The organism is Brevibacillus nitrificans (assembly GCF_003710965.1).
GTDB lineage: Bacteria > Bacillota > Bacilli > Brevibacillales > Brevibacillaceae > Brevibacillus > Brevibacillus centrosporus.
This window is the reverse complement of the sequence record NZ_RHHU01000003.1, coordinates 875,956-887,811: the sequence shown is the minus strand read 5'-3', so window position 1 is coordinate 887,811 and position 11,856 is coordinate 875,956. Positions and strand designations below refer to the sequence as shown.

Sequence of the window (11,856 nt, the reverse complement as noted above, 5' to 3'; positions counted from 1 at the left end):
AAAGAGGAGATTCAGATGAAAATCAGAGTCTTATTGCCAACCATCATGGATATTTTCAACGAAGAGGTTCAGCAGGAATTTGCGCATTACTTGGATGAATCCGTCGAAGTACAGGTTCGCCACCTCGATTACGGTCCAGCTTCTGTAGAAGGCGAGTACGATGAAGCACTGGCGATTCCGAACATGCTGGAAAAAGCCATAGAAGCGCAAAACGAGGGCTGCGACGGTGTCATCAGCTTGTGTTTCGCTGACCCCGGTGTCAAAGCGGCTCGTGAGGCAGTGGATATACCTGTCGTAGGTGCCGGTGAATCCTCGATGCTGTTCGCGAGTATGCTGGCCAAATCTTACTCCGTCGTTACCGTTCTGCCAAACGTGATTGCCATGATCGAGAATGTGACGAAATCCGTTGGCGTTCACGGCAAGCTGGCGTCAATCCGTTACGTCGACATCCCTGTACTCGATCTCGTGGACAAAGAGAAAATGGAGCAAGCGCTGTTCGAGGAAATGGTAAAAGCCATCGAAATCGACAAAGCTCATTCGTTGATCCTGGGCTGCACAGGAATGATGGGTGTGGCGGAGACGCTGCAAAACAAGCTGAAGGAGCATGGCTACGATGTTCCGGTTATTGATCCATCGTTTGCTTCTGCCAAAGTACTGGAAAGCGTGATCGCGATGAAGGTCAAGCAGAGCCGTATCACCTATATGAAACCGACCGAAAAGCTTCGTACCGCAAGATAACGTCCACACAGCCTGGAAGGAAGAGCGAATCACCTTTCAGGCTGTTTTTATGACCAGTAGACAATGCAAAGGAGGAGTTACGAATGGAAATCATCGAGACCACGAAAGGCCCATCTCCCAAACAGGAGATCACGTCTGGCTATTGCTTTTTTAAAGGACAAATCATGCCCCTCGCAGAAGCAAATGTCAATATTTCCACGCACGCACTTAACTACGGCACAGGATGCTTCGAAGGAATCCGCGCCTACTGGAATGCTCAAGAAGGGCAGTTGTATGTCCTAAAGGCTCTGGAGCATTACCAGCGTTTGCTCTTGTCCTGCCGGATTCTGAAAATCAACCTTCCGTACACTGCGGAAGAACTGGTCGAACGGACGCGTCTCATGCTTGCCAAAAACGATTACCGCGAGGACGTGTACATCCGTCCGTTTGCTTTCAAAGCCTCGCAAGTCATCAAGGTCACTCTCACAGGGCTACGCGATGAACTGGCGATCTTCTCTGTGCCGATGGGAAATTACGTCGATACGGCCGGGCTCGCTGCTACTGTCTCCAACTGGCAGCGCATTTCCGACAACATGATTCCTTCCCGCGCGAAAGTGACAGGCGCTTACATCAACCCCGCTTTGGCTAATGATGCAGCAACAGCAGATGGCTACGATGAAGCCATCATGCTCTCCAGCGACGGACAGGTATCGGAAGCAAGCTCTGCCAACCTCTTCATCGTACGCAATGGTGTGCTGGTGACAACACCGATTACCTCTGACATTCTGGAAGGGATTACGAGACGGGCGATCATGCAGCTAGCCGATGATCTCGGGTTGTCCTACGAGGTTCGCCAGATAGACAGAACGGAGCTGTACATCTGCGATGAAATGTTCCTGGCAGGTACAGGGGCGCAAATCGCCGCCATTACTTCCATAGACCGTCGTCCTGTAGGTACAGGAAAGATGGGATCGATTACAAAGCAGCTGCAGGAAGCCTACGACTCGGCTGTGAGAGGAAAAGACGAGCGCTACATGGATTGGGTCACGCCTGTTTATCAATGATTCATCAACGGAAAGAGGAGAATGTCGGCAATCTCTCGAATAGCAACGAGATTAGCTGAAAAGCAAAGGACTGGTTACCGATGATGAAAAATAGAGTGAAAGAAAAACTGAAGAACGGGGAGAAATCCGTTGGCGCTTTTGTAGGGATCTATAGCCCGGAAATGGTAGAAATGCTCGGGCACGCCGGCTTCGATTTTCTCGTCATCGACGACGAGCACGGGGCGTTTAGCCCGAGAGATCTGGAAAATATGATCCGTGCGGCAGAATGCGTCGATCTGGTTCCCATTGTTCGAGTGGCTTACGACCCTTCCAGCATTCAAAAGGCGTTGGATCGAGGGGCAAAAGGAATCCAGGTACCGATGGTGAACAACAGGGAAGACGCTGAAAGAGTGGTACAAAGAGTGAAGTTTCCTCCCCTCGGTCAAAGAGGAGCGAATTATACGACACGTCCGGCGCGCTACGGAAAGGATCACGGGATCGGCTTTCTGGATGCTGCAGACGATCAAATCCTGGTCATCGTCCATATCGAGACACCGGAGGCAGTGGCGAATTTTGAGGAGATTGTCAGTGTGCCTGGTATCGATATGGCTTTCATTGGTCCGACTGATTTGTCTATATCCATGGGTTACAAGGAAGAGGGAGCTCGGCATCCTGAGGTGCAAAAAACGATCGCGCAGCTGCGAGAAAGAGCCCAGCAACAAAATATTCCATTGGGAAATATCGCGGCCAATCCAGCAAGTGTACGCCAAGAGCTGGAGAATGGAACTGCGTTTGTTGCCGTAGTCATTACGTCAGTCATGATGTCAGCCTTCTATGAAGTAGTGGAAGCGGGTATCAGGAATGACTGAGCCATCGCAAGCAAAACGACTCCGTTGTCAAATAACGGAGTTTTTTCATTTTTTCATGAGCACATCCGTACTTGCTCCATGGAGCATCTGGATATCGTACATGTTCAGTGCCACGAACTCTCTCTATAATAGGAGAAATACCGTGGAAATGAGGAAGTAGCAATGAAAAAGAAACGGATCATCATCGAAGAAGTTGCCGGCTTTGTGCTGCATATTTACTTGCCTGTTCATTATTTTGAGAGCAACCACCGTTATCCCGTCGTCTATGTTCAGGATGAAGCCAGCGTCGTACTGGATAGCTACAATTACGTGGACCATCTGTTTCTCACCAAGCAGCTTCCCGAAATCATCTTTGTCGGGATCAAACCGCATGAGCGAAATGATGAGTATACGCCTTGGCCGGCAGCTTCCCTTGTTCCAGGCGGCAGAGATTTTGGGGGCGGTGCGAAGACATACTTGCAGACACTTGTCGACCAGGTAAAGCCATATATAGACCAAGCCTATCGTACATTACCTGAGAAAGAGAATACCGCCATCGCGGGGTGCTCGCTCGGTGGCCTGGTCAGTATTTACGCCTACTATGAGCATGCGGAGATATTCGGCAAGAGCGCGCTGATCTCCGCCTCTTTTTGGTATGATGGCTTTGTCGAGTACATTCGAAGCAAACCGTTGCCAGCATTGGACCACCAGATGTACATGTATACAGGTGAGCTGGAAGGAGTCTACAAAAAGACGATTCAGTCCCAAATGGTCAGTAAAACGAAAGAAGCTCATCACGTCCTCCTGGAAAAAGGCTTTGTTCCAGAGAACCTCCGTTTGGAAACGGATCCGCTTGGTACACACGATTCTTTCTTCTTTTCGATCCGATTTATAGCGGCAATGAAATGGCTGTTTGGAGAAGCTTGCATTCAATCCGATGAGCCATTAAGATGAGGAGTAAGTATGAGAATCATTCGCAATTTTTTATATGATCGGCATACATAGTGGTTAGAGAGGAGCGGGAATCGATGTGGAATCAAATGACAGCGGAAGATCGCATCACTAGCGCGGATGAACTAAGAAGTCTCGTGGGAGTCCCTCATGAAACTGTCGTCAAAAAAACGATTGCGCAAGTGGACTCACACGTCCGGCAATACTTGTCAAAATCCCCCCTGTTCTTTTTATCGACAGCCAATTCAGAAGGAAAAGGAGATGTTTCTCCACGCGGTGACGAGCCAGGTTTTGTGAAGGTACTGGACGATCACCATCTTATTTATCCGGAAAGAATGGGGAATCGGCGTGTAGATTCCATGTTGAATATTTTGGAGAATCCGCAGATTGGCATGATTTTTGTGATTCCTGGGCTGGAAGAAGTGCTGCGAATCAATGGTACCGCTACTTTAACCAAAAATGCTGAACTGTTGGCTCAGCAAGAATGGAAGGGCAAAACGCTCAACATTGGCGTGGTCGTAAAAGTAGAAGAATGTTTCATCCATTGCCCGCGAGCTTTCAAACAAGCAGGTTTATGGAATACATCGTCCTGGCCGGAAAAAGAAACGGTACCTTCCATCCTTGAGATGTTCCGTGCCCATTTGCAAATCAACGGCGTTCAACTGAAACAAAATGATTAGCTCGGCTTGCTAGTTTAGCAAATGTACAACCCTTGAATCGGAATGTGTGCCCATGCACCTCTCTTTGATTCAAGGTTTTTTCATGAAAAAGGAAGAGAATGGGAAAGCCAATAGGAGGTTCGAGCAGAAAGGGGATGCAGGGCATGGATGTCATCACTACAGATCATTGGGACGAAGCCTTGTGGCGTGAAGCGGAGCCCATCTACTATGCGGCGTTTCCCGAGCATGGGAGGAAAAGCAAAGCGATCATCCGCAATATGTTTCAAAAACAACTCTGTCAATTGCATCTTGCGAAGAGTGAGGGGGAGCCCGTGGCGATGGCAATCACGGGTACACTCGAAGGTAGCCGTGCCATCATTATCGACTACTTTGCCGTTCGGGCTGATTTGAGAAACAAAGGGATCGGTTCCATTTTTCTCGGGCGACTTAAAGAATGGGCAAAAGCGGATGGCGACTACACGATCCTCCTCATAGAAGTGGAGGCGGAAGACACCCAGACGAATGCAGAGCGCGCAAAGTTTTGGGAAAAGGCAGGGTTTCATTCTACGGATTATGTCCACAAATACATTTGGGTTCCAGAACCGTATCGGGCGATGTACGATCAGCTCAACTCCACACCTATTTCAACCAAAGGCGAGCATTTGTTTTCCATCATTACGCGTTTTCATCGGGAGAGCTTTTCAAAAAAGGAACAGTAGTATTTAGGCGCGTTCGCGTTTCGTCCTTTCGCAAAACCGCCCACAAACCATGCTGAAGAATTTGTGTGCTGCCCGCCAGAAATTGTGTAGAAAATGCTGTGAAGGCTTGCTGAATAAGGCTTTCCTCAAGGGAGCGAATTTGGCATAGGAATTGCTATTTAGAAAAGGAAAGGAGGTGCGATAAAAGAGTGAGTTTGTCTGAATATATTGGGAAGGACCATATTCGCATATTTGAAGAACACCTGGAGCAGTCCGAGCTGATCCGTCAGTTGGGAGACACGTTGATACAGACGGGAGCAGTAGGTGCGGAGTACATCGAGGCGGTGTGTGTACGGGAGCAATCTTACCCGACAGGTTTGCTCACAGGTGAAGTGAATGTCGCTATCCCTCATGCGGACCCCCAGCACGTTCGGAAACCGACGATCGCTGTTGGAGTAGCCAGACAGAGTGTGCGCTTTCGCAATATGGCAGATCCAAACCATGACCTGCCTGTACAAGTGGTTTTTTTGCTTGCTCCCGAGCGAGGCGAGACGCAATTAAACATTTTGGAACAAGTCATGAACCTGATTCAGGATCAGGCGAATATGCAGAAAATTATGGATGCTCAAGGAACGGAAGAGGTATGGAATGTACTCTCCCAGCTTGAGCAGGTGGAGGAGAAATCATGAACAAGAAAAAAGTACTCGTCATCTGTGGTACCGGTGTAGCTACTTCAACTGTCGTCATGCAAAAATTGAAAGCGTTTTTACGGGACAAAGGCATCGATGCTTCGCTGGATCAGTCCAAAGTCAGTGACGTGCTAAACAAAGCCGATCAATACGACCTGATCATTTCCACCACGACGGTCCCTCCTTCGCTGCAAGAAAAAGTCATCAATGCAGTACCTTTGCTGACAGGAATCGGAAAAGAGCAAGTGTTTGAACAAATTGAAGCAAAGCTAACATCCTAAATCAAATATGTGCCTTATCAAAGGAGGTTCACTATGGACGTTATCAAGTACCTCGTAGACCTTGGCCCCTCGGTTGTATTGCCCGTTCTCATTTTTCTGTTTGGGATCATCTTGAAAACAAAGCCGGGGGAAGCCTTCCGTGCAGGTCTGACGGTCGGGATTGGATTCATTGGGATCAACCTTGTGATTGGCCTGCTGATGGGAAGTCTGGGACCCGCTGCCCAGGACATGGTCAAAAACCTGGGCATACAGCTTACGATCATTGACGTAGGCTGGCCGGCTACCTCGGCTATTGCGTTTGGCTCGGCAGTCGGTGCGCTTGCGATTCCGATCGGTCTTGCCGTCAATCTGGGCATGCTGGTGCTTGGTCTGACACGAACGCTGAACATTGACCTCTGGAATCTGTGGCACATTGCCTTTACAGGTTCGCTGGTCGCAGTCATGTCGAACAACATTACCTTGGGGATTTTGACTTCGATTGCCCATGCCATTATCCTTCTTGTCTTGGCGGATCTCACGGCGAAGCACGTATCCAACTATTATGGCTATCCGAACATTTCCTTCCCGCACGGAACGTCGACACCGTATTACTTGATCGCTCTGCCGCTGGAAAAGCTGTTTGATCGGATTCCGGGCTTCCGCAACCTGAAGGCAGACCCCGAAACGATTCAAAAACGTTTGGGCTTGCTAGGTGAATCTACTGTTTTAGGACTTATTTTAGGCATTATTATCGCGCTTTTGGCTGGCTGGGATCTTCAGAAGGTTCTCGATTTGGGTGTGAAAACCGCTGCCGTCATGCTGATTCTGCCGAGAATGGTCAGCATCTTGATGGAAGGCTTGATACCGATCTCGGAAGCTGCGAGTGAATTTGTTCGAAAGCGCTTTCCTGGACGGGAAGTCAATATCGGCATGGACGCAGCACTGGCTGTCGGTCATCCAGCCACGATTGCCGCTTCACTCTTGATGATTCCGATTGTTTTGGGTCTGGCTGTTTTGATGCCGGGCAACAAGGTTCTTCCTTTTGGAGACTTGGCTACCATTCCGTTCATCGTGTGCTTGATGGTGCCTATTTTTAAAGGAAACGTTATTCGTACTGTGATCGGGGCGACCATTTCACTGGCATTCGGCTTGCTTTTGGCTACTTATATTTCGCCGCTGTTTACACAAGCTGCCCAAAACGCCGGTTTCAAATTCCCGGACGGAGCGAGTGCGATATCCTCCCTTGTCGATGGAGCGGTTCCGACTACGGCAATCTTCTTGTTTGGAGCAAAGCTAGGGTACGCAGGAATTATCGGGATTGCCATCATTGGTTTGGGCGTTGCTTACCTGGTCCAGCGCAAGCAAAAGAATTCTTCGCAATCAGTGAACAAAGCGTTATAAAGGATGAAAACGAACAACCACCCTGTGTGTTGCCTGCTGGCATGTACAGGGTGGTTTTCTTTTCTTACTTCCGATTGGACACCAGCATAACAGCAATCGATAACCAAATGAGACTAAAGGCAATCCAATGCAGCAAAGTGATTGTACTTTTAAAAAGAAAAATCCCGAAAAGAAAAGTGATAGTTGGGGTTATGTACTGAAAGAAACCGATCGTCGCCAAAGGAATTCTTTTTAAACCTTCAGCGAACCACAGCAGCGGCAAAACGGTTAGGATGCCTCCGAAGATCAGAAGGAACGTGACAGGAAACGCTGAACCAAAATGCACGCTGCTAGTTTGGTGTAAAAACATGAATAACAGGAGTGCAATCGGGGTGACCAGCAATGTTTCTACACACATGCCGACAAGTGCATCTGCCTTGATGTGCGTTTTGGCTAAGCTATATACCCCAGAAGTAAGGGCTAAAGCCATTGAAATCCATGGAATTCTTCCATAGTCATAGGTAATCACGAGAACGCCAGAAAATGCGATTAGCATCGATAGAAGCGTACTTTTTCGTATCTTGTCCCCTGCGGCCAGAACACCCAGAAGCATACTAACGATTGGCGTAATGTATAGTCCTAAGCTCGCTTCCAGGATATGATCGAATATCATTGCCCAAACAAAAATCAACCAATTGGCACTGATTGCGAGCGAGGCCACAAAAAAGTAGAAGAGTTGCTTAGCGTTGACCCGCAGTTCTTTTACCAGTGTAAAAAAAGCCGCTCGCTTCGTAGACTGAAAGAGCATGAGCGTAAAAATAAAGAAAAATCCCCAAAGAATCCGATGGGCCAAGATTTCCATAGAGGAGACTGAATCCAGAGCCCTCCAATATAATCCGAGAACCCCCCAAAGGAAATAGGCTGAGGAGGTATAGAGATAACCGATCATCTTCTCACGATGACTGGAATCTAACGCTTTCCCTTTTGCTGAAGGATTCCAACCCGTCACAGTTTTCACCTTTACTTTTCTGTTGGATTTTTAGGGCCGTTGAGCTCCAATTGATAAAAAGCCAAGTCAAGCCATTTATTGAATTTAAAACCCGCCTTTCGAATCGTTCCGGAATGAACAAAGCCAAAGTTTTTATGCATGGCAATGCTTTTTTCATTGTCTGCGTCAATACCGGCAATTAACGTCATGTATTCTCTTTCTTTGGCAATCGCGATGATTTCTTTTACTAAAGCTGTCCCGATTCCTTGTTTTCTGGATGCTGCCTCTACATAAACAGAATGTTCAATGGAGTATTGATAAGCAGGCCAGGCTCTAAAGGGGCCAAATGTCGCAAAACCTACGACCCGATGATCCTGCTCGCATACCAAGATGGGGTAGCCTTCCTGCATCTTTTGTTCATACCAAGCTTGTCTGTTTTCAAGTGTTTGGGGTTCGTACGCGTAAACAGCGGTCGTATGCAGAATGGCGTCATTATAGATTTTGAGAATGTCTAGTAAGTCTTCGCTAGTTGCTTGCCGTATCATTCGTGTTCTTCCTTTCAGATGAAAAGTTGTTTTCTCTCCTTATTGTAGAGCCCTGTATTTCAAACGTAAAATGGAACGTAGTAACCGCTTGCTATAGACTAAAGTTATAGCAAAAACGGTCAACAGAAAAAAGGGACAGGTGTGGTGGGAAAATGACGCTCCAACAATTTCGTTATATCGTGGAGATTGCCAAGCATAATTCGATCAGTAGAGCCGCCTCCGAACTATACGTGACGCAACCCAGCATCAGTAAAGCCGTACGTGAACTCGAAGCGGAGCTGGGAATTACGATTCTCGAGAGAACGAACAAAGGGGTAGTCTTTACTAAAGAAGGCACAGATTTGTTGTTTTACGCGAAAATGCTCCTGGAACAGATGGAGTCGGTCGTTCATCATTTTCACAAAGAGAAAAAAGCGGACATCACCAAGCTTGCGATATCCTCGCAGCATTACGGCTTTGCGATCGAGGCAGTTGCTCATCTCATGGATTCCTTTGCCGAGCGAAAATATGAGCTTGCGATTCGGGAAGGGAAGTCAACCGATGTCATTGATGACGTGTATGCAAATCGAAGTGTCCTCGGTATTTTATCTTTAACCGACTTAAATAAGCATTTGTTTGAGCGATACTTTCTTTCAAAATCACTAAAGTTTACTCCTATTGCTTCCATGAAGCAGCATGTCTTTCTCCGAAAAGAGCATCCTCTGGCGGATCAGGACAGCATATCCTTGGAGCAGCTACGAGACTATCCCTATTTGACCTATCAGCAGGACGACATGCTGCTGCATTTTGCGGAAGAAACCCTCCATGTGGACAAGATCGGCAAGCTCGTCTACCTCAAGGACAGAGGAGCCATGAATAACCTTCTGGCCAATACAAATAGCTACAATTTAGGAACAGGCTGTATCGTGAGTCATTACATGAATCCGAATATTATCTCGATTCCATTGGAGGGGGGAAATTTGATTCAGGTGGGATATGTGAAGCGAAGTGATGTTGTGCTGCCAGAAGAGCTGCAGGTCTATCTTGATTTTTTAACAAGGGCACTTGAGAAATCGATGCCACGAAAACGGTAAGGTAATACTTGCTCTCATCGTTCACAAAAGCGCAAAAACCCACAAGATCATTTGTGGGTTTTGTCTCGTAATCCATTATTGATAGATGAGCGTAGTAGTGGACATGCCTTTGATCGCCTGTTTCATTCTGGGGATCAGCGAAGGAGTCATGCTCAATTCATCGACGCCAAGAGCGATCAGCTCCTTTGCGTAAAGAGGATCGCCAGCCATTTCCCCGCAAACGCCGACCCATTTGCCATGTGCATGCGCGTCTTGGACGACTCGACCGATCAGCCGGAGGATAGCAGGGTGCACCGGATTGTACAGATAGCTGACCTTCTGATTCATACGGTCAGCGGCAAAGGTATACTGGATCAAGTCATTGGAGCCAATGCTGAAAAAGTCGACATGAGGGGCAAGCTGGTCGGCGATGATGGCTGCGGAAGGGACCTCGATCATGATTCCGGTCTCGATCTTCTCGTCAAATGGAAGCTGTCTTTCGCGCAGCTGTTCCTTCGCTTGTGCGAGCATAGACTTCGCCTCGAGTAATTCTTCCTCTGTCGCAATCATCGGAAACATCACTCTGATTTTGCCATGGCTGGAAGCTCGCAGGATGGCGCGCAGCTGGGTGAGGAACATTTCTTTTTCAGCCAGGCAGAGTCGAATGGCACGAAAACCGAGGAATGGATTTTCTTCTGCTTCCATCGGCAAATAAGGCAGCTGCTTGTCTCCGCCAATGTCCATCGTTCGAATAATGACAGGGCGCCCAGCCATTTCACGCGCCGCCTCGGCGTACGCCTCGAACTGTTCCTCTTCACTCGGCATCTGCTCTCTCTCAAGGAAAAGAAACTCTGAGCGGAACAAGCCTACACCGTCTCCGCCGTTCGCGAGTACAGAGCGGCTGTCCGCGGGATTCCCGATATTCCCTGCAATCTCAATCCGTTTTCCATCTGCTGTGTATACGGTTTCAAAAGCGGCAGCACGCAATCGCGTTTGCTCTTCTTGGAAGGCGAGCTGCTCCCGGTGATAGAGATCGACCAGCTCCTGCTCTGGATGGATCGTGATCTCTCCCGTATTTCCATTTAGAGCAAGAATCGTGTCATCGGTAATCTCGCAGGCAATCGGACCACAACCCACGACAGCAGGAATCTGCAGAGTGCGTGCCAGGATAGCAGAATGACTGGTCGGTCCGCCTATTTCCGTCAGGATTCCTTTGACCCATTTCGGATTCAGCCGCGCCGTTTGGGAGGGCGTCAGATCATGGGCGACAAGAATAACTGGTCGATCCAGCGTTTCAAGAGATACGTCACCGACGCCGAGAAGCCGTCTCGCGAGTTTGCCTCGCAAGTCTTTAAAATCAGCGGCACGCTCGCGCAAATAGGCATCGTCCATCGCTTCAAAAACAGAAGCGTGAGTAGTCAGGACATCGTGGGCAGCCCAGACGGCATTTTTGGCTGAATCGAGGATTTCTCGATCGATTTCTTCTAGTAGAGTGGGGTCTTCTAGCATCATCAAGTGAGAGTCAAAAATGGCGCATTCCTCTTCACCGAAGCGCTCGCGGACATCTTCTCGTGTGACGGCAAGCTCCTGTTTGACCTGCTCTAAGCCGTCGCGGACTTTCTGCTTTTCCAGCTCCACTTGGTCTGCCGTGATTGTTTCTTGGGGAATGGATAATGCTTGTTCCTTCAGTACAAAAGCGCGTTCTGCGGCATAGCCGGGTGAGGCGGCAATCCCTTTATACATCGTATCCCTCCAGCGAAAGTTAAGTTATAGACGCAAAAAAGGCCAGGGAATCGTCCCTGACCCATGATCCAAAGGATTTGAATACGTTTATCTTAGCGGTTCCACTCATAATCGTCAACGAAAAGGTATACATTGTGGAGAAGTGCACACAAAAGATGCCACAGAATATTCTGATACTGTTTTTGAATTATGTTATGGTAGATAATGTAGAGCGAAGTTGCGAGGAAAATGCGAGTTTTAACCATTGGCACGAATGTTGCTTGTAATAGATTGTGGGGGGATG

General features: G+C 48.2%; 13 protein-coding genes. 10 read left to right on the top strand and 3 right to left on the bottom strand.

Annotated features, from left to right (window positions below; genetic code table 11):
• The first annotated feature begins 15 nt into the window (after positions 1–15).
• The 9 genes from EDM59_RS06085 to EDM59_RS06045 all read left to right on the top strand — a co-directional run bounded on the left by EDM59_RS06085 (position 16) and on the right by EDM59_RS06045 (position 7,266).
• Positions 16–738 carry an aspartate/glutamate racemase family protein gene (locus EDM59_RS06085; RefSeq protein ID WP_122922774.1) on the top strand — a complete coding sequence of 241 codons (723 nt, stop codon included), beginning with the start codon at positions 16–18 and terminating at the stop codon, positions 736–738.
• Positions 739–821: 83 nt separating this feature from the next.
• Positions 822–1,781 (top strand): branched-chain amino acid transaminase, encoded by a 960-nt coding sequence (locus EDM59_RS06080; RefSeq protein WP_122922773.1) that lies wholly within the window; start codon positions 822–824, stop codon positions 1,779–1,781.
• A gap of 80 nt (positions 1,782–1,861) precedes the next feature.
• Positions 1,862–2,629 (top strand): HpcH/HpaI aldolase family protein, encoded by a 768-nt coding sequence (locus EDM59_RS06075; protein ID WP_246010913.1) that lies wholly within the window; start codon positions 1,862–1,864, stop codon positions 2,627–2,629.
• Between the two features lie 162 nt (positions 2,630–2,791).
• A complete protein-coding gene (locus EDM59_RS06070) occupies positions 2,792–3,562 on the top strand; it encodes an alpha/beta hydrolase (RefSeq protein ID WP_122922772.1) in 771 nt (256 codons plus the stop codon).
• 74 nt (positions 3,563–3,636) lie between these two features.
• Positions 3,637–4,239 carry an MSMEG_1061 family FMN-dependent PPOX-type flavoprotein gene (locus tag EDM59_RS06065; protein WP_122922771.1) on the top strand — a complete coding sequence of 201 codons (603 nt, stop codon included), beginning with the start codon at positions 3,637–3,639 and terminating at the stop codon, positions 4,237–4,239.
• Between the two features lie 143 nt (positions 4,240–4,382).
• Entirely contained in the window at positions 4,383–4,937 is a 555-nt protein-coding gene (locus EDM59_RS06060; RefSeq protein ID WP_122923397.1) for a GNAT family N-acetyltransferase, read from the top strand.
• 188 nt (positions 4,938–5,125) lie between these two features.
• On the top strand, positions 5,126–5,605 hold the full coding sequence (locus tag EDM59_RS06055; RefSeq protein WP_183192824.1) for a PTS sugar transporter subunit IIA: 480 nt from the start codon (positions 5,126–5,128) through the stop codon (positions 5,603–5,605).
• Entirely contained in the window at positions 5,602–5,886 is a 285-nt protein-coding gene (locus tag EDM59_RS06050; RefSeq protein WP_092269879.1) for a PTS sugar transporter subunit IIB, read from the top strand. Before EDM59_RS06055 ends, EDM59_RS06050 begins: the two co-directional genes overlap by 4 nt.
• A 33-nt stretch (positions 5,887–5,919) precedes the next feature.
• Positions 5,920–7,266 carry a PTS galactitol transporter subunit IIC gene (locus EDM59_RS06045; protein WP_122922769.1) on the top strand — a complete coding sequence of 449 codons (1,347 nt, stop codon included), beginning with the start codon at positions 5,920–5,922 and terminating at the stop codon, positions 7,264–7,266.
• Positions 7,267–7,330: 64 nt separating this feature from the next.
• On the opposite strand, the gene rarD is transcribed toward EDM59_RS06045, so the two are convergent.
• Complete coding sequence (rarD, locus tag EDM59_RS06040) at positions 7,331–8,263, bottom strand: EamA family transporter RarD (RefSeq protein WP_183192823.1); 933 nt, start codon at positions 8,261–8,263, stop codon at positions 7,331–7,333.
• Between the two features lie 2 nt (positions 8,264–8,265).
• The gene (locus EDM59_RS06035) at positions 8,266–8,778 is read right to left on the bottom strand and encodes a GNAT family N-acetyltransferase (RefSeq protein WP_122922767.1); all 513 of its coding nucleotides are present in this window, start codon (positions 8,776–8,778) and stop codon (positions 8,266–8,268) included.
• 152 nt (positions 8,779–8,930) lie between these two features.
• On the opposite strand from EDM59_RS06035, the gene EDM59_RS06030 reads away from it, so the two are divergent.
• On the top strand, positions 8,931–9,851 hold the full coding sequence (locus EDM59_RS06030; protein WP_122922766.1) for a LysR family transcriptional regulator: 921 nt from the start codon (positions 8,931–8,933) through the stop codon (positions 9,849–9,851).
• A gap of 75 nt (positions 9,852–9,926) precedes the next feature.
• Here the strand turns inward: EDM59_RS06030 and ptsP are convergent, their stop codons facing one another.
• Positions 9,927–11,573 carry a phosphoenolpyruvate--protein phosphotransferase gene (gene ptsP, locus EDM59_RS06025; RefSeq protein WP_122922765.1) on the bottom strand — a complete coding sequence of 549 codons (1,647 nt, stop codon included), beginning with the start codon at positions 11,571–11,573 and terminating at the stop codon, positions 9,927–9,929.
• Between the last annotated feature and the right edge of the window lie 283 nt (positions 11,574–11,856).

Excerpts from the sequence above, each read along its gene's own strand:
- EDM59_RS06085 (WP_122922774.1), top strand. The coding sequence starts at position 16 with ATGAAAATCAGAGTCTTATTGCCAACCATCATGGATATTTTCAACGAA.
- EDM59_RS06080 (WP_122922773.1), top strand. The coding sequence starts at position 822 with ATGGAAATCATCGAGACCACGAAAGGCCCATCTCCCAAACAGGAGATC.
- EDM59_RS06075 (WP_246010913.1), top strand. The coding sequence starts at position 1,862 with ATGATGAAAAATAGAGTGAAAGAAAAACTGAAGAACGGGGAGAAATCC.
- EDM59_RS06070 (WP_122922772.1), top strand. The coding sequence starts at position 2,792 with ATGAAAAAGAAACGGATCATCATCGAAGAAGTTGCCGGCTTTGTGCTG.
- EDM59_RS06065 (WP_122922771.1), top strand. The coding sequence starts at position 3,637 with ATGTGGAATCAAATGACAGCGGAAGATCGCATCACTAGCGCGGATGAA.
- EDM59_RS06060 (WP_122923397.1), top strand. The coding sequence starts at position 4,383 with ATGGATGTCATCACTACAGATCATTGGGACGAAGCCTTGTGGCGTGAA.
- EDM59_RS06050 (WP_092269879.1), top strand. The coding sequence starts at position 5,602 with ATGAACAAGAAAAAAGTACTCGTCATCTGTGGTACCGGTGTAGCTACT.
- EDM59_RS06045 (WP_122922769.1), top strand. The coding sequence starts at position 5,920 with ATGGACGTTATCAAGTACCTCGTAGACCTTGGCCCCTCGGTTGTATTG.
- EDM59_RS06035 (WP_122922767.1), bottom strand. The coding sequence starts at position 8,778 with ATGATACGGCAAGCAACTAGCGAAGACTTACTAGACATTCTCAAAATC.
- EDM59_RS06030 (WP_122922766.1), top strand. The coding sequence starts at position 8,931 with ATGACGCTCCAACAATTTCGTTATATCGTGGAGATTGCCAAGCATAAT.
- ptsP (WP_122922765.1), bottom strand. The coding sequence starts at position 11,573 with ATGTATAAAGGGATTGCCGCCTCACCCGGCTATGCCGCAGAACGCGCT.